Below are 17709 nucleotides of genomic sequence, written 5' to 3'. Positions count from 1 at the left end.
TCTTATTAACTGTTAAGGTATATCTATGAAATCTTACCATAATTTTTTAAATACAATTATTTGATTTGACCTGTTTCATAAAAAGTAAAAGCGACTAGATTCCAAATTGGAATTTAGTCGCTTTAATTAAAACTCAAGTTATTATACTAAGATTTTTTCATCGTTTGATTTTTTCTCTTTATAAACTATAAGTTTATGATCATCTGATTTTTTAAGTTGACGTTTTTTCATAATGCCCCACAGTGGCACGGCAATAAATACAGATGAGAATACACCACTTATGAGACCAATTAACAATGCTAATGAGAAATTAAAGATACTTGGTGCACCAAATGCAAGTAATGCAACAACTACAATTATAACAGTCAATACTGTATTGATGGAGCGTGTCATTGTTTGTCGAATCGATCTATTAACGATATCGTCTATTTGTGAAGGTTTGGTGATTACTTTAATTTTATGCAAGTTCTCACGTACCCTATCAAACGTTACAATTGTGTCATTGATGGAATAACCAATAATTGTTAATACTGCAGCGATAAATGTAATATCGATTTCAAGTCTAAACAGACTGAACACAGCGATAATCATAAATGCATCGTGTAGTAACGCGAGCACTGATGATAATCCCATGCGCCATTCAAATCTAAAGGTAATATAAATGATAATACCAATCGCGGCATATAATAAGGCCATCATTGCATTTTTAGCTAATTCCTGACCAATTACAGGGGAAACAGTGTTAACCGTTGGGTCATTGCCAAATGAATCATCAATGGTATTTTTGATTTTTGAAACTTCGTCTTTTGATAAATCATTTTTAAATTGTACTGTAACGTTTTTACCGTTTTCACCTAATGATACTTGTGTTGGTTTAAAGTTTTCATCTTCCAATGTTTGGGTCACTTTTGCTTCAGAGACTTTATCGTTTGATTCGAAGTCAACTCTTGTACCACTTGTAAAATCTATACCTAAGTTTAATTTGAAAACAAATAATATAACTGCACCAATAATCAATATGATAATACTTAAAGATAGTAATGGCTTAGCTAACTTCATGAAATCCCAACGTTCATATGGTGTTTTGAGGTCATGAACTTCTTTGCCTTCATTTATATCTGCAATGTTTTTCTTACTAACTCCAAATAACCAAGTAGATTTTTTAAAGTAATTTGAAGAAACTAGAAGTGATAGCAACCATCTTGATAAGAATACAGCTGTAACAAATATCATTAAGATACCAAGTAATAACATTGTGGCAAAACCTTTAACTGAGCTTTCACCAAAGAAAAACAGTACAGCAGCTGCAATTACTGTTGTAAGTTGCGCATCTACTATAGTTAAGAAGGAACTCTTATTCGCTTTTTTATAAGCTTGTTTAAGGGTTCGCCCAATTTTAAGCTCATCTTTAATCCGCTCGTACATAATAATGTTAGCATCTACTGCCATACCAACACCTAGTACTAATGCGGCTAAACCTGGTAAAGTTAATACGCCTGATATGAAATTAAATGCTACCAATGTTAAATAAATATAAACAGTTAGCGCAATAACTGCAACTAAACCTGGTAAACGATAAAAGCCTAGCATAAATAAGTAAATAACAGCTATACCAATTGCTGCTGCAAGTATCGTTTTATCTAGCGCATCTTGACCAAACTGAGCGCCTACAGAGTTAGAGTAAATCTCATTTAAGTCTACAGGTAAAGAACCAGAATTTAATAAATCAGCTATTTGTTTAGCTTCTTCAATACCTTCTTCCCCTTTAAAACCACCAGAAATTTCTACACTATCTGAATTAATCGGCTTATCTACTGATGCAGCAGATACATATTTAGGGTCTTCTTTATTCATTTCTTTATGATAAGTGTCACCTTTTTCGTGATCTAACCATACAACCATGACATTTTCATCTTTTTTAGAAATTTCTTCAGTTACTTTTTTAAATTTATCACTATCTTTTAATTTAAATGTAACTGCGGGTTCATTTGTATTCTGTTTAAACTCTTGTTTTGCGGAACCTTGTTGAATATCTTTACCCGTTAATTTGACGTTATCATTTGCGTCACGAATTGTTAAATTAGCTTGCGAAGACAAAATTTCTCTGGCTTGAGATTGGTTTTTCACGCCTGCTAATTGTACCCGAATTCTGTTTTTGTCTTCCACTTGAATTTTAGGTTCTGAGACTCCTAAAACATTCACACGGTTTTCAAGTGTTTTTGCTGTGGCTTTTACCGCTTTATCATCAATTTTATCTCCTTCTTGTAAAGGATCAACTTGGTATAAGACTTCAAAGCCACCTTGTAAGTCTAAACCGAGGCTGACATTCTTAACTACATTTTTATATGTAAGTCCTATTCCGCCTAACAATAGAACTACAAGTAATATAAATGCAACTATTCTACTACTTTTCTTCACTTGAACACCTCATTGTAAGCTTATGTTATCAATTCAAATTCAATCGCGTTTCTCTACGTTTAATAAATTGATTAAACTTTTCTAAATAACCTTTCATATTTTAACATATTACATTTAGTGTAAAAACAAACTTAACCTATTTGTAATTACTTTTTAAATGTAAGTGCTTCATATGTAATGTTTATTTAGTTTCGTTATTTATGCGATTTTGTCTATCTTTTATTATAACACCAACTATGACTCCAAAGTCCAATAACTTTAGGTTTTTATTAAACAAAAAACGAACTGATAGTAAATATCAGTTCGTAATTATCAATTTTATGATGGATCAACTTGTTTAATTGCTGGTTTTTCTAAAGTAATTTCAGTGCCATTACCATTTAAAGTTAATACAACAGTTGTTTCATCGACGCTACGTACAGTGCCTTTGATGCCACCAATAGTTGTTACATGTTGACCAGATGAAATTTGACTTATCATTTCACGATGCTCTTTTGCCTTTTTCTGTTGTGGTCTAATTAAGAAGAACCACATTAATACTAATAATAAAATCGGTAATATCAATGAAGTAAATTGCATAAAGTTATTTCTCCCTTTTTAAAAGTTTTTTGGGTTTTCTACATTAAGTCCATACTGTTCAAAAAATTCTTCTTTAAAATCAAGTAAACGATCATCGCGAATAGCTTGTCGAATGTTTTCCATTAATTTCAGCAAGAAATGTAAATTATGATAAGTAGTAAGACGGATACCAAAAGTTTCTTCTGCTTTTATCAAATGTCTTATGTAAGCTCTACTATAATTTTTACAAGTATAGCAGTCACAATTTTCATCAAGCGGGCCTAAATCTTCTGCGTATTTAGCATTTTTAATAGTCACACGGCCATGTGAAGTCATACATGTACCATTACGTGCAATACGTGTTGGTAAAACACAGTCAAACATATCCATACCTCTAATGCTGCATTCTATTAATGCATCTGGCGATCCCACACCCATTAAATAACGTGGCTTATCTTTAGGCATAAATTGTTGTGTATGTGATACCATATCGTACATTACAGGTTTTGGTTCCCCTACTGATAAACCTCCAATGGCATATCCAGGAAAATCCAATGCTACTAATTCTTCGGCACTTTGTTGTCTTAAATCTTTATATTCTCCGCCTTGAATAATACCAAATAATGCTTGATCTTCAGGTCTTTGATGTGCTTGTAAACATCTAGCGGCCCATCTACTTGTTCTTTCGATTGAATCTTTCACGTACTTATATTCAGCTGGCATAGGCGGGCATTCATCAAATGCCATCATAATATCTGAACCTAAATCATTTTGAATCTGCATTGATTTTTCAGGACTCAAAAATAGTTTAGAACCATTTGTATGATGACGGAATTCAACACCTTCTTCAGTAATTTTTCGTAAATTACTTAAACTGAATACTTGAAAACCACCTGAATCTGTCAGTATTGGACCATTCCAGTTCATGAACTGATGTAATCCCCCACTCTTTTTGATAATATCATTTCCTGGTTGTAACCACAAATGATATGTGTTTCCTAATATAATTTTCGCTTCCATCTGATGTAGTTCTTCTGGACTCATCGTTTTAACTGTAGCTTTTGTACCTACGGGCATAAACATGGGTGTTTCAAATGACCCATGTGGCGTATGTACAATGCCTAATCTAGCTCCAGATTGTTTACATGTTTTAATATGTTCATATGTTACCGCAGGCATACAAATGCTCCTTTCATTCCCTAAATAATTAACATTGCATCGCCAAAACTAAAGAATCTATACTCAGATTTCACGGCTTGATGATACGCATTTAAAATATAATCTTTTGTACTAAATGCAGAAACTAACATGACTAACGTTGATTTCGGTAAATGGAAATTTGTGATTAATCCATCTATCGCTTTAAATTCAAAGCCAGGAAAAATAAAAATATCAGTCCAACCACTATCTGCTACAAATTCATTATGAGATGCTCTTATTGTTTCTAAAGTTCTAGTAGATGTCGTACCTACTGAAATGACACGATGACCTTTCGCTTTTGTCTCATTTAACAAATCAGCTGTTTCTTGATCCATCTGATAATATTCGCTATGCATTTCATGATCATCTATATTTTCAACACTTACAGGTCTAAATGTACCTAATCCTACATGCAACGTAATAAAAGTTATATTCACGCCTTTAGCTTTGATCTGTTCAAGTAATTCATCTGTAAAATGGAGTCCAGCCGTTGGAGCAGCAGCTGATCCTGAGGCTTTAGCATATACTGTCTGATAACGATCTGGGTCATCTAACCGCTCTTTTATATATGGTGGTAATGGCATTTCACCTAGTTCATCTAATCGCTCTTGTAATATACCATCATAATCAAGGCGCATAATGCGTCCGCCTTGATTTAATTCTTCCACACATTCAGCTATTATTTTACCATCACCGAATGATAATTTATCCCCTGTTTTTATTCTTTTCGCTGGTTTCAATAATACTTCCCAATCATCGTCTTCAAGTTGTGTAAGCATCAACATTTCTACTTTCGCACCAGTTTCTTCTTTTAAGCCAAATAAGCGCGCTGGCATAACTCTCGTATCATTGAGTACTAATGTATCTCCAGCTTGTAAATAGTCAATTACATTTTTAAAGTATTTATGTTCAATATCTCCCGTTTTTCTTCCAAGGACAAGCAATCTACTCTCATCTCTATTTTTTAAAGGGGTTTGTGCAATTAATGATTCTGGTAAATGGTAATCAAAAGATTCAATATCCAAAACTATTCCTTCTTTCTATCCTTACTAAAGTGTTCATAGGCATAAGCTGTTGCTTTACGCCCTCTAGGTGTACGTTCGATAAATCCCTTTTGTATTAAAAACGGTTCATAAACATCTTCTATTGTAACGCGTTCTTCACCAATAGAAACAGCAATTGTATCTAAACCAACAGGTCCACCATTATATTGTTCTAATATACAATTCATCATTTTATGATCGATATAATCTAACCCTTCATCATCTACTTGTAGCAATGCTAGTGATTGTTTCGTCGTACCGATACTAATCAATTCATCTTCTTTAACTTGTTGGAAATCCCTTACACGCTTTAATAATCGATTAGCAACTCTTGGGGTACCTCTACTTCTCTTAGCTAATTCTATTGCACTTTCATCATCAATAGATGTGCCTAATACCTCTGCTGTACGAATGATAATTTCTTTTAATTCAGGTTCTTTATAATATTCCAATCTGAGATGAACGCCGAATCTATCACGTAAAGGTGCTGTTAAACTACCCGCTCTAGTCGTGGCACCAATCAATGTAAAAGGCGGTAAATCTATACGTATACTTCGTGCTTCTTCCCCTTTGCCAATAACAATATCTAAGAAAAAATCTTCCATAGCTGGGTATAACACTTCTTCAACTACGCTACTTAATCTATGGATTTCGTCGATGAACAATACGTCTCCGGGTTGCAAACTAGAAAGAATAGCTGCTAAGTCACCTGGGCGTTCAATAGAGGGACCAGAAATTGTTCTAATATTAACTTCCATTTCATTGGCAATAATATTAGATAAAGTCGTTTTTCCTAATCCAGGGGGGCCAAATAATAGAACGTGGTCTAACGGTTCTTGCCTAATTTTAGCTGCTTTTATAAAAACTTCTAAATTTGATTTAATCGTTGATTGTCCTATATATTGACGCAATCTTTCTGGCCTTAAAGATAATTCAAATGATGATTCCTCTTCGTGCATAGATTGATCTACCATTCTATCATCCATTGATCATTCCCCCTTCACTAAAATTCAACAAAAAACTAAGATATAAGTAACTGCAAACCTCGCTTAACAGCATCATCTACAGATTCAAAAGTTTCTTTGTTTAATGTTTTTTCTACTTTATTAAGTTCTCTCTTAGAATATCCTAATGCCTCTAAAGCAAGTAAGGCTTCTTTTACGCTTTCAGAATTTTGATGTCCGTTTTGATTCGCATTTAATAATTGACCGCTATCTTCTTCAGTCACTTGAACTTTACCCTTAAGATCCAAAACAATTTGGCGAGCAGTTTTTTTACCTATCCCGGGGAATTTTGTTAAATAAGCATCATTTTCGTTTTCAATCGCTATTTTAACTTCGTTTGGTGAACTACTAGCTAAAATTGCTAAAGCTGATTTCGGTCCAATGCCAGTAACTTTAATCAAACTGAGAAACATGTCTTTTTCTTCTTGGTTATAAAAACCATAAAGTAGTTGTGCATCTTCTCTTACAATCAACGATGTATGAATTAATATATCTTGGTCTTTATATTTTTGAAAACGATATGAATTGGGTGTTTGAATTTCATAACCTACACCAGCAGCTTCAAGCACTACGTGTGTAGGATTTAAAACAGTTAATGTTCCTTTAATATATGCGTACACAGTCACACTTCCTTATATAGTCATACTAATTAATTCAACATTAGAAATATGCTCAATCATGTTTAATGATTCCATCACTTCATCAATTTCTAAATCTGTATCTTTACCGTCTAACGATAGCGTAATAGTTGCTCTACCATCCATTGGTATACTTTGATGAATCGTTAACACTGACAAATTTAATTTAGAAAGTGTATTTAAGACTTCAGCTAACATGCCTATAATATCATTGACATACAATATCAAAGTAAACTCTCTTGTTTCTTCTAGTTTTTCATCTATAGGAAAGATAGTATCTCGATATTTATAAAATGCACTTCTAGATAAATCAAATTGTTTAACTGCTTCAAATATGGACAATGATGGATTGTTTTTCAAAACTTCTTTTATTTGTAAAGTTTTGACTACTGATTCTGGTAATACATCTTCACGGATTAAATAAAACCTTTTATTTTCTTTTTTGTCCATATTAAGCACTCCTATTCTACAAATTCGAATTCTCCGCCAAGTATTCTTACAATGTCTCCATTTTTACATCCACGTGCACGCAAGGCGTCATCGATGCCCATCGAACGCATTTGACGAGCAAAACGTCTTACAGCTGGATCGCTATTAAAGTCTGTCATTTTGAACATTCTTTCAATTGCTTTACCTCTTACGACATAAGCGGCATCATCATCTCTCGTAATTGTAAACGCGTCTTGACTAGGCGTATGTTTATAAACTACTCTATTTACGCCTAGATCTTCTTCCTCTTTATTGAAATCAATATCTTTCACTTCTTCTAATGTCTCAGCAATAGCGTATAATAATTCATCTATATGGTCATGCATAACTGTTGATAACGGCACAATACGGATATGTTCGTCATTGAGTTTTTCTTTAAAAATAGCTAGATTTTCCTCTGCTTCAGGTATATCCATTTTATTAGCTACAACAATTTGTGGTCTGTCTTCCAATCTATGCTCATACGCTTTTAATTCTTCATTAATTACTCGATAATCTTCATAAGGGTCACGACCTTCAGAACCACTCATATCAATCATATGCACAATAACTTTAGTTCTTTCCACATGTCTTAAAAATTGATGTCCTAATCCAATGCCTTCAGAAGCCCCTTCAATAAGCCCAGGCAAATCTGCCATCACAAAACTTCTATTATCTTTCGTAGATACCACGCCTAAATTAGGCTTGATCGTCGTAAAGTGATAAGCGCCGATTTTGGGTTTTGCTTTTGAAACTGTAGACAATAACGTAGATTTACCTACACTTGGGAAACCAACTAATCCGACATCCGCCAGTAATTTTAATTCTAAAGTAACCTCGATTTCTTCTCCTGGCTCGCCATTCTCGCTGAAATCAGGCGCTGGGTTTCTCGGAGAAGCGAAACGTGAATTACCACGGCCTCCTCTGCCGCCTCTAGCTACTGTTGCGCGTTGCCCGTTTTCTACTAAATCAGCTAACACTTCTTCAGTATCAACACTTTTAATAATCGTGCCTGGTGGTACTTTTAAAACTAAGTGTTCAGCATTTTTACCGTGCATATTACTACTCTGGCCACCTTCGCCTCTTTTAGCTTTGAAATGTGTTTGGTATCTAAAATCTAATAGTGTTCTTAGACCTTCATCCACCTCAAAAACAATTGAAGCACCGTCACCGCCGTCGCCACCAGCCGGACCACCAAATGGCACATATTTTTCTCTTCTATAGGCAGTTATACCATTACCGCCATCACCTGCTTTAAGTGATATTTTAACTTGATCGACAAACATGATTTCACCTCTTTTTTATAAAACTTAATTTACATATCTTTTATATTATAGCATTTTCTAGATAACTAGAAAATAAAGACAAAAAATAAACACCAGAAGTCATCACTTCTGGTGTTAACATTAACAAAAATTACTCAGCTGCTGCATAAACAGAAACTTGTTTTTTGTCTCGACCTTTACGTTCAAATTTAACAACGCCGTCGATTTTAGCGAATAATGTATCGTCGCCACCGCGACCAACATTTTCACCAGGATAAATTTTAGTACCACGTTGACGGAATAAAATAGAACCGCCAGTAACGTATTGACCATCAGCACGTTTAGCACCTAAACGTTTAGACTCAGAGTCACGTCCGTTTTTTGTAGAACTTACCCCTTTTTTAGATGCGAAGAACTGTAAGTTTAATTTTAACATTTGGTTGCACCTCACTTATAATTTAATCTAATATTTTCATTGTATTCTTCCTCAATGGTTTGCAAGGAAACTAACATTGCTTGAAGAATTAATTGCGCTTGTTCATTATTCGTATCGACACTTCTGACATGAAAGTGTCCGCCGTCTTCACTGTAATCAATATCAGGTTTCTCAGAGGTTAATCCTATTATAGCATTAACACTGCCAAAAATAACTGCAGATGCTCCGGCACATACGATATCATAACCATACTCGCCATGTTCGGCATGGCCGTCCATGATAACATCCGTTACTTGACCCGAATCGTTCAATGTAATATCTACATTAATCATAATTACGCGTTGATTTTGTCGATTGTTAATTTAGTGTAAGGTTGACGGTGACCTTTTTTACGTTTAGAGTCTTTACGACGTCTGTAAGTGAAAACAGTGATTTTTTTACCGCGACCTTGTTTATTTACTGTTGCAGTAACTGTTGCACCTTCAACTGTTGGCGCGCCAACTTTAACTGAATCTCCACCTACAAATAGTACTTTATCAAAAGTGAAAGAATCACCTTCATTTACGTCTAATTTTTCGACGAAAATTTCTTGTCCTTCTTCAACTTTTACTTGTTTTCCACCTGTTTCAATAATAGCAAACATACTTTGCACCTCCTATAATTTAAGTCACGCCAAATCCAGGTGACACCAATGTACTTAAACCTGAATCCGAGCGGTTGTATGTAGCTAGAAACTACTCAACTACTGCATTTTAGCATTACGACCTTTTACTGTCAATCTTCAATTGCAGTTTTTCAAGAAATTTTGCAATTAGTGGGTATAAAATAATTAACAAAATAAAGTTTAGTATAAGTGTAGGTACTAATCTAAAAACAATAAACTCAAATAGGTTAAAATGGACTAAGCCTAATACGCTATATATAATTGCTGCATACATTTCTAATACGATCGTACTCAATAGAATAATAGCAAACAGCATTGAATGATCTCTATAAAACACTTTAAAGAAGAAATCCATAATCACAACTAATAATATGTAACCAAATAAATACAGCCCGTAAAAACTACCAAAATATAAATCAGTCATAAGTCCGAACACGACCGACAATATAACGGCCACACCAGCGCTTCTGTAAACACTCATGATCAAAATGTACATGATGGTTAAGTGCGGCACGAATATAATTTCTTTCCCAGAGATTTGCATAGGTATAACAAGTGCGATTGCAGTATCTACATAAAAGAGGATAATACCAATTATAAAGTAGTAAAAAGCTCTCATTAATTCTCACCACTTTCGGTATCAGGTACTGTATTAGGGTTTCTTTTTGCTACATAAACATGACTTAAATCAGCTAAATCAGTACCAGTCTTCACTCTAACCTCTTTAGATAATCCATATTCATCATTTTCTACCTTAGATACTTCGCCTATGTATAAACCTGTTGGAAGTTGATCAGCTAAACCGCTTGTAACAACTTTGTCTCCTTTTTTAACACTGTCTTTATTATTTATATCTGAAATAACGAGTTCTTCCGTTTTTGAGTCATAATGATCAATAAGGCCGAACACATTTTTATCATCATGTTGGATATTAACTGACAAACGGTTAGCTCTAGTGTTAGTTGATATTAAATCCACTTGAGAAGAGAATTGGTTCACTTTAGATATACGACCAACTAAACCGTCTGAAGTCATTACTGCCATGTTGTTTTTAATCCCATCTTTTTTACCTTGATTAATAACTAAGGTGTTCATCCATTGATCGGGGTTTCTAGATAAAACTGTACTAGAAATCGGTTCGAATTTAGATATATCTTCTATATCTAATTCTTTTTTATACTTTTTATTTTCTGACTTTAATCTTTCATTTTCTGCTTCTAACTGTTTAATTTTGTTTGATTGATTTTTTGAATCACCATTCGAAAAAATATTGTTTATTGACCCAGTAATAAAATGAACAGGATAACTTACGGCTTTTTGACCAAAAGCCACTGTATCCCCTACGTACTGTTCAACATACGATTGTGATTGCGATCGCAATGATACACCAATTAAGGCGATAAACACGATGATTGCACATAATATGACAATCAATTTGTTGTTTCTAAAAAACTTTGACAACCTAAACACCTCTATTAACCAACTATTTTATCTTCTTCTTATCATTTTATATTACTACATAAATGAAATAAAGCGCGAACGTTAAGAATATAAAACAAAATTTACTTGTGAATCAAAAAGACACAAGCCCTATTTATTTTGTATTCAAACATAATGATATCTAGTATTATAGCAATAATTGCGGTGAATAGTGTATTATTTAGTATTAATTTAGACACTAAAATTAATTATTGATGAGAGTAATATGCAAAATAGTAAACATAGCTTAAACTCTAATTATATTTTGGACCAGTTTTATTCTTTTATAAAAAATAAGAGTGAGCAAAAACCAATCGTTGCTGAATTGATTTCATATACTCACTCTTATGTATATCTATGGCCTCAACCACATTGTTACTACATAATACAGAAACTAGTTTATTACTATTGATCGATCTACGTATCATACTAGCCACTTTCCTGCGTCTTTTTTAACAAATATTTTTATTGTTTTTCTTCATCTGATGATGTTTGAGAGTCACTTGATTTATTAGATTCCTTTTCATCATCTTTATATAATGTTTCTTCTTTTCGCCAACGAGCAAATAAATTTTGCGCTTTTGCTTGTTCATCCGCTTTTTTTTCATTAGATTTTTCACTCATATTAAACACCAACCTTTTCATATTACTTTCTTAAGGCTAACTTATTTCTTGTTAGAATTCAAACGCACTACTCATAATAAGAAGTAGGCTTGAGCTCTATATTTTCACCTAATTGATTAAGGTCTTGATTCATTTCTATTTCAGTTTTATATACTCTCATAGAGTCAGATCCAAACTTATAAATTATAAATTCATCTCCACGCTGTCCAGCTAAATAAGCATCGTTGTATCCCATTCTCTGAATACCAGAGACCGACATAAATTCACGTTTATCAATCCAATCAAACATGTTTTTAGTTTGGCTTAGCGGAACGTTGTTTAATATATCGTTATCTTCAACTGAATATCTTTGTCCACCAGTAAGATGTCCTTCATTAGCATTTTTTTGTAGGGATGATTCATCTTCATGCACTGGATTCCAATCTTGATCTTTTAAAAAAGGAGCATATTTGAGCGCGAAAAATACAATTACTATAATTGCTATAATTGCTATAATATTTTTGATAATGCTAAATATAAAACGCATGAACCATCCTCCTATTTTATTCATCAAAATTATAGTATTTTAAATTATAATTATCATCAGACTATAGGTGTATTTATATCTTAACTATAGACTGATGCATGTATTATGCATTAATATTAAAATATATTTAAAGGGAGTGAATAGACAATGAGTATTTTATCTATAATCCTGCTTGCACTCTTAGTTATCTTATTATTTAGAGTAGGCTTATCACTTTTAAGATTTTTAATATATATTGGTATAATTGTATTATGTATTTACCTTGGATACCAAGGGATTCTTTGGTTAATGGAAAACTATAATCAATTTTTCAATTTTATAAATTAAAATTTTAGCGCTTATAGACTTTTGTCCATTAAGCGCTTTTTATGTATGCAAAACTAACGTCTATTTGTAAGGACTTGATAACAATAATAACATCCACATAATAATAATGCCCATACTACCCCAACAATGATACCACTTAGTAAAACAATAAAATAGGAAGTATTATAGTCTTTTACCATATTGAGTATCAATGTAGAAATTGTAACGCCAATCGTTGAAACGATAACTGTAACATATACATGCTTCATTCTAATAATTTGTTTCATTTTAATAATTTGCATTAAATATATAATAGGTAATAATAATGCTACTAACAGAATGCTTTCCAATATTTAACCTCCCGCATCGAAGAACATCAAATGCACTATAATAATTAAATATATCACGGCTATCTTTACAAATATAGTGATGAAAATATTATTTTAAAAACTACAAAATATTTTGAAATTTAATCAAAGTAACCCGCTTCCACCATACTCAGATATTCATGATCGCCTATAATTAAATGATCTAATAAGTCTATACCTAAAAGTGCGCCACATTCTCTTAACCGTGCAGTCGTTTTGATATCTTCTTTCGAAGGCGTTGTATCACCCGAGGGATGATTATGAAGTACGATAATTGCGTTGCTTGCACATTTGATTGCTTCACTAAAAATTTCACGTGGATGTACAATTGAAGAATTTAAAGTACCAATAAATATTGTTTTCTTTTTTATAATGACGTTTTTGGAATTTAAGAAAAGCGCAATAAATTTTTCTTGTGTTAAATGTTCCATCTTCCCCATCATAAAATCTGCCACGTCTTTAGGACTAGTGATTTGAATTTTGTCATCAACGCTTCCAGAATGCATGCGCTCACCAAGCTCAAATGCTACTTTCAATATGAGCGCTTTATATATACCTACACCTTTTATTTTATTCAAATCATTTACAGATAACCCTTTTAATTCTTTTAAGCTACCTACTGATTTTAACAATTCATTAGCTATATCTAAACTTGAACACCCTTTTCTACCTGTATTAATTAAAATAGCTAATAATTCCGCGTGCGACAAACGTGCTGCACCATGGCTTAACATACGTTCCCTTGGTTTCTGATGATCCGCAAGCTCATTTATTCTCAATAAACAACAGCTCCTATTTATTATATTATTATGAAAAAGATTTGTTTAAAAAATGGGACATTACGATTTATGGTAGAAGGATTTAGAAGAGCGCATGATTTATATACATTTATTTTACTACAGTTAATATCGGTTGTTGACAGTTTTTTCATTAATTTTAAAATTGAGAGTTCGTTACAACAAGTATTTACTTTATATATTAAAATCACTCAAATATATTTTTAATAATGATGAAAAAGTAAGTTGAGATATAAATTCGCATGCTCATAATAAGAGAGCTAACCCTTTAGGTATTAGCTCTCTTATTATTTAATATCTTACGATTTTGGCTATGCATGCCTGCCTGAAGTATGGTTCGAACCTATAGTTTCTCACTCGTACTATTCTCTCGAGCTTCAGCACGTTATAAAATCGTTACAAATGATGTATTTTAGTATAAAGAAATAAGGGCCTTTCGTGTAATTTAATAAACATCACCGCTGTTTAGTTTATATATATTATAATATTTTCCGTATAATATTGGCAGTGATTTAGGCCGGCTCCTGCTGGAAGAGCACTAGCCGAAGACTACAGTATAAGATAGTGCTCGCGGAAAGCGTGCACAAAAAACTGCCAACAAAGTCGGAGACTTTGCCGACAGTTTGCACCCTAGGCATAGCGTATATTTTTTATATAAAAAATCCATCTTTTCCATATGGGATATACCTTGTTTTAAAAATGTTTGTTTAATAATATAACGCCAACAAAGGACTTTAACCTAATTCGATTACACAAAGATATAAAGCTATAAAGATTTAACTTCTTCGACTAAATCCTTTAAATCTTTTGCAGCTTTCTTCATTTTTTCGGAGTCACTTGAAATCAAAGTAATAACTGATTCAACGCTTTCTTTATACTTTTCTGGTTTGTTTATAAATGCTTGAATCATAAAAAACACTTTTTTTCATTAATACAATATGCGTTGTTTTTTGCAAAAATAACTTGATTTAAACAAGCTATACTTCTAAAGCAATGACTCGTTACATAAAAACTATCTTGTTTATCTACGTTGGCTTCAATAAACATCAAAGAAAAAGATGATTCAAATAAGAAAAATGATATAATAGCATGTTTCATTTTTTCCGGATAAATCTCTATTCGATTTTTTAATGCTTTCAATATTCTTTTAGAATCTAATAAAATTTGTGATATGGACAGTTCTCCCATATACATAACATTTAAATAACCATGGGGGCGGCCAGTTTGGTAGTGAATTGAAACATTTCCCTCTAAAGATTCATTAATAACTTGTCTTAACTTTTCAATATCTCGAAAAATAATATCTACATGATAGCCATCTATCACTAACGAACCACCGCCATCAATCCATTCTCCCAAATTAGATATTAAATGCTTCTTTTTTCATCATTTAAATTAAAGGCAATATTTTCGATATCATTAATATTAAATTCTTTAGACTCATCATAATAAAATCCAATATCAATATCGAAATCAGCACTATGGGTTCCTCTTGCCCTAGAACCGCCTAAAACATCGCCTACTATACCCGGAACTCCAACCAACTCATTTTTTATATTATTTATTACATTGTCTACAATATCCAAACTAACACCTCCTTGCGTTAGTGTTCATTTAATAATTTAATGACTAACTGCTACCCATATTTCGCTATAAGCAAAATCATTATTTGAACTATCAAACTTCGTAAAAGAAAACATCGGTACATCAGATAATGTATATTCTGTGTCTGGTAGCCATTCAGAGTATATTTTCGCGTAAGTGTCTTGTAAAGTTTTTGGAAATTCACCTTCATTTTCAAATACGACCCATTTGCTTTCATTGAAATGAATAACATCCATTTGACTGCTTATATCATTTTTAGTAGTTAAAACGCCTACCATATGAGTCAAATAACCTTCTTCTTTAGTGAAATCTTCATCAGCGTTGTAAGAAACATTTACAATTTCTTTTGGTTCCATATCTTGTAAATGGTGCATTTCTTTTTTTTGTTGTTCAGTTATACTATTTGCTAATTGATCAATGTCTTTATTAACACCTTCAAATTGCATAGGTACACGTTTTTGAATTCCTACTATATTAAATTTTGGTTGTTGTACAATTCTAGTTTTCATATTTATTCCTCCCGTAACATTAACAAAAAATGAAAGTTTTGGATATGAAATTAATACTTGATTTTCATGAATTTGAGATGGCAAATATCCGCTCCAAGCCTTAAAAGTTCTAGTGAAACCATCCATTGAATAACCATATTTTGTAGCCACATTTGTTACTGACTCATTATTCAGCAAATCTTTATTAGCAAAATATAATTTTCTTTTTTTAATGTATTCAGATAATCCAATACCACTTAAGAATATAAATAAATTTCTATAGTGTTGTGCAGGTAAACCAACAAAATTTGATATATCTAATAAATTTAATTCCTTAGTTAAATTTTCATCTATATAATCTATAGATTTGTTTAATTCATTTAAAATCATATCCATCACCTTTCAACTTTATAATAACTAATGACTAAAATGATTACTCGACAATTTATATATAAAAATAATCGTATATGCTGCTATATTAAAAAAGAGCGGCAAAATTTAGCCACTCATAGCTCGTCACCTTGCAACCAATCAAGCAAAAACGTGTGTAATTAAAAATTATATTCTTTTCTCCATAGATTTAATTCCTAAATTTATCGCTAATAATCGTCGTTCATTCAGTGTTTTTTGACTATTACGGGCTTCGGTTTTATCAATCTGTCTTTGAATTGAAAGTTTTAAAGAATATAACGCCTCAATTGCTAAAACAATATCTTCGTCTATATAGTTAAAATCAATATTTCCCCAATCATTGCTTAAAAAATTTAAAGCTACTGCAAAAGCATTTCTCTTTCTTTTTACAAGGATTGTATTTGCACCTTTAACCTTCATGCTCATATAAGCTTTTTCTAGTTTTTTAACGTAGCATTTAATGATTTCATAGCCATATTTTGTGTTTCTTTATTTATGGTGCCCTCACTTCCAAAATTTAAATTCACACTGCCAAAATCATTCTATTTTTAAATTACTTTTCGTTCGTTTTTAAATTCTGTTTTGTTAATTCAATTAAGTTGATTGGCTATATAACTTATATGAATATATTTTTTTAACTTTTCTAGTTTTTAATATGTGTAGTTTTTTAAATATAATTGAAATACTTCTTTTTACCGAAATACAAAACAAAGATTTTATTATTTGTACTCCTTTAATTAACTATAACTACATATAATGTTAACTTAGGTCCTTTCCTTCCATCTTATGTAATTCTTTTTGCGCTTTTTTCTTATTATCTTTTTGAGCATTTTCCCATTGACCTAAAAGGAATAAAAGACCAATAACGCCAAATATTAAAGTTCCCCAAATATTTAATCCTAATTTTTCTGTTGAATACAAATATATAAGCGCCATTACAAATAAGAATGGTACGATGGCCCCCACTAACTTATTTCCTGTTTTGGATAAGAAGTATTGTATAGCAAATAAAATCGCATATAAAATAACTGGTAAAAATATCATGAAGTTATCCAAATCTATTCGCTCTCCTTTACATTATTATAAATTTCTAATAATTGTTTAGCATCATTCCAGCCTAATTTTTTTCAATCGCTAGCTTTCTTAGTTTACTAATGAACATTCTCGTTGTCTTGGACTGATTCTATACTTGCAATTACATTATTTAACCGTTGCCTCACTGTTGGATATGAAACTTCATAATATTTAGCTAAAGCTTTTAATGATCCAGAGTTTAAAACAAAGTTTTTAATGAATTAAAATCTGATTTTTCTAAATTTTTATCCATTTAGATATATCATTATTGTTCAATCAAACCGCTCCCTATCAGGCACATTAACAATTTTTTCAATAAAGTCCAATTATACTTAAA

The 17709-nt window shown here is 32.1% G+C and carries 25 protein-coding genes and 1 other annotated feature; of the genes, 1 reads left to right on the top strand and 24 read right to left on the bottom strand.

The window, feature by feature from the left end:
- Positions 1–141 precede the first annotated feature (141 nt).
- From secDF to BJG89_RS06560, 15 genes are all read right to left on the bottom strand, one after another.
- On the bottom strand, positions 142–2418 hold the full coding sequence (gene secDF, locus BJG89_RS06625) for a protein translocase subunit SecDF (protein ID WP_096809318.1): 2277 nt from the start codon (positions 2416–2418) through the stop codon (positions 142–144).
- A gap of 318 nt (positions 2419–2736) precedes the next feature.
- Entirely contained in the window at positions 2737–2997 is a 261-nt protein-coding gene (gene yajC / locus BJG89_RS06620) for a preprotein translocase subunit YajC (RefSeq protein ID WP_019468514.1), read from the bottom strand.
- A gap of 18 nt (positions 2998–3015) precedes the next feature.
- Positions 3016–4155, bottom strand: coding sequence for a tRNA guanosine(34) transglycosylase Tgt (tgt, locus tag BJG89_RS06615; protein ID WP_096809316.1), 1140 nt, complete (start codon positions 4153–4155; stop codon positions 3016–3018).
- Between the two features lie 20 nt (positions 4156–4175).
- A complete protein-coding gene (gene queA, locus BJG89_RS06610; RefSeq protein ID WP_096809314.1) occupies positions 4176–5201 on the bottom strand; it encodes a tRNA preQ1(34) S-adenosylmethionine ribosyltransferase-isomerase QueA in 1026 nt (341 codons plus the stop codon).
- A gap of 2 nt (positions 5202–5203) precedes the next feature.
- Positions 5204–6205, bottom strand: coding sequence for a Holliday junction branch migration DNA helicase RuvB (gene ruvB / locus BJG89_RS06605; RefSeq protein WP_096809312.1), 1002 nt, complete (start codon positions 6203–6205; stop codon positions 5204–5206).
- A 35-nt stretch (positions 6206–6240) separates the two neighbouring features.
- Complete coding sequence (ruvA, locus tag BJG89_RS06600; RefSeq protein ID WP_096809310.1) at positions 6241–6843, bottom strand: Holliday junction branch migration protein RuvA; 603 nt, start codon at positions 6841–6843, stop codon at positions 6241–6243.
- 12 nt (positions 6844–6855) lie between these two features.
- A complete protein-coding gene (locus BJG89_RS06595; protein WP_096809309.1) occupies positions 6856–7311 on the bottom strand; it encodes an ACT domain-containing protein in 456 nt (151 codons plus the stop codon).
- Between the two features lie 11 nt (positions 7312–7322).
- Positions 7323–8615 (bottom strand): GTPase ObgE, encoded by a 1293-nt coding sequence (gene obgE / locus BJG89_RS06590; protein ID WP_096809308.1) that lies wholly within the window; start codon positions 8613–8615, stop codon positions 7323–7325.
- Positions 8616–8745: 130 nt separating this feature from the next.
- Complete coding sequence (gene rpmA / locus BJG89_RS06585; protein ID WP_042738496.1) at positions 8746–9030, bottom strand: 50S ribosomal protein L27; 285 nt, start codon at positions 9028–9030, stop codon at positions 8746–8748.
- Between the two features lie 11 nt (positions 9031–9041).
- Complete coding sequence (locus BJG89_RS06580; protein ID WP_096809306.1) at positions 9042–9362, bottom strand: ribosomal-processing cysteine protease Prp; 321 nt, start codon at positions 9360–9362, stop codon at positions 9042–9044.
- 2 nt (positions 9363–9364) lie between these two features.
- A complete protein-coding gene (gene rplU / locus BJG89_RS06575) occupies positions 9365–9673 on the bottom strand; it encodes a 50S ribosomal protein L21 (protein ID WP_019468505.1) in 309 nt (102 codons plus the stop codon).
- Positions 9674–9685: 12 nt separating this feature from the next.
- Positions 9686–9759 (bottom strand) — a sequence feature (ribosomal protein L21 leader region).
- A gap of 29 nt (positions 9760–9788) precedes the next feature.
- Positions 9789–10313: a rod shape-determining protein MreD gene (mreD, locus tag BJG89_RS06570; RefSeq protein WP_096809304.1), complete on the bottom strand. Its 525-nt coding sequence runs from the start codon at positions 10311–10313 to the stop codon at positions 9789–9791.
- Entirely contained in the window at positions 10313–11155 is an 843-nt protein-coding gene (gene mreC, locus BJG89_RS06565) for a rod shape-determining protein MreC (protein ID WP_096809302.1), read from the bottom strand. Before mreC ends, mreD begins: the two co-directional genes overlap by 1 nt.
- Positions 11156–11638: 483 nt before the next feature.
- Entirely contained in the window at positions 11639–11797 is a 159-nt protein-coding gene (locus BJG89_RS14575; RefSeq protein WP_170006960.1) for a hypothetical protein, read from the bottom strand.
- Between the two features lie 67 nt (positions 11798–11864).
- Positions 11865–12323, bottom strand: a complete 459-nt coding sequence (locus tag BJG89_RS06560; RefSeq protein ID WP_096809300.1) for a DUF4930 family protein — start codon at positions 12321–12323, stop codon at positions 11865–11867.
- A 147-nt stretch (positions 12324–12470) separates the two neighbouring features.
- Here BJG89_RS06560 and BJG89_RS06555 point away from each other — a divergent pair, with 147 nt between their 5' ends.
- Positions 12471–12650 carry a hypothetical protein gene (locus tag BJG89_RS06555; protein WP_096809298.1) on the top strand — a complete coding sequence of 60 codons (180 nt, stop codon included), beginning with the start codon at positions 12471–12473 and terminating at the stop codon, positions 12648–12650.
- Positions 12651–12703: 53 nt separating this feature from the next.
- Here BJG89_RS06555 and BJG89_RS06550 read toward each other — a convergent pair whose 3' ends face one another.
- From BJG89_RS06550 to BJG89_RS14785, 9 genes are all read right to left on the bottom strand, one after another.
- On the bottom strand, positions 12704–12979 hold the full coding sequence (locus tag BJG89_RS06550) for a hypothetical protein (RefSeq protein WP_096809296.1): 276 nt from the start codon (positions 12977–12979) through the stop codon (positions 12704–12706).
- A 119-nt stretch (positions 12980–13098) separates the two neighbouring features.
- The gene (gene radC / locus BJG89_RS06545) at positions 13099–13776 is read right to left on the bottom strand and encodes a RadC family protein (RefSeq protein WP_096809294.1); all 678 of its coding nucleotides are present in this window, start codon (positions 13774–13776) and stop codon (positions 13099–13101) included.
- A gap of 784 nt (positions 13777–14560) precedes the next feature.
- On the bottom strand, positions 14561–14704 hold the full coding sequence (locus tag BJG89_RS14995) for a hypothetical protein (RefSeq protein ID WP_308669854.1): 144 nt from the start codon (positions 14702–14704) through the stop codon (positions 14561–14563).
- A complete protein-coding gene (locus BJG89_RS14990) occupies positions 14701–15120 on the bottom strand; it encodes a DUF4037 domain-containing protein (RefSeq protein WP_335682194.1) in 420 nt (139 codons plus the stop codon). Before BJG89_RS14990 ends, BJG89_RS14995 begins: the two co-directional genes overlap by 4 nt.
- A gap of 41 nt (positions 15121–15161) precedes the next feature.
- Positions 15162–15380, bottom strand: a complete 219-nt coding sequence (locus BJG89_RS14985; RefSeq protein WP_241966479.1) for a nucleotidyltransferase domain-containing protein — start codon at positions 15378–15380, stop codon at positions 15162–15164.
- 36 nt (positions 15381–15416) lie between these two features.
- On the bottom strand, positions 15417–16277 hold the full coding sequence (locus tag BJG89_RS06535; RefSeq protein WP_174221769.1) for an AraC family transcriptional regulator: 861 nt from the start codon (positions 16275–16277) through the stop codon (positions 15417–15419).
- Positions 16278–16445: 168 nt separating this feature from the next.
- A complete protein-coding gene (locus BJG89_RS06530; protein WP_125147425.1) occupies positions 16446–16718 on the bottom strand; it encodes a hypothetical protein in 273 nt (90 codons plus the stop codon).
- Between the two features lie 339 nt (positions 16719–17057).
- Positions 17058–17354: a hypothetical protein gene (locus BJG89_RS06525; protein WP_096809290.1), complete on the bottom strand. Its 297-nt coding sequence runs from the start codon at positions 17352–17354 to the stop codon at positions 17058–17060.
- A 95-nt stretch (positions 17355–17449) separates the two neighbouring features.
- The gene (locus tag BJG89_RS14785) at positions 17450–17590 is read right to left on the bottom strand and encodes a DUF2089 family protein (RefSeq protein WP_096811209.1); all 141 of its coding nucleotides are present in this window, start codon (positions 17588–17590) and stop codon (positions 17450–17452) included.
- Positions 17591–17709 lie beyond the last annotated feature (119 nt).

The organism is Staphylococcus nepalensis, from assembly GCF_002442935.1.
GTDB lineage: Bacteria > Bacillota > Bacilli > Staphylococcales > Staphylococcaceae > Staphylococcus > Staphylococcus nepalensis.
This window is presented reverse-complemented; position numbering and strand designations above follow the sequence as displayed.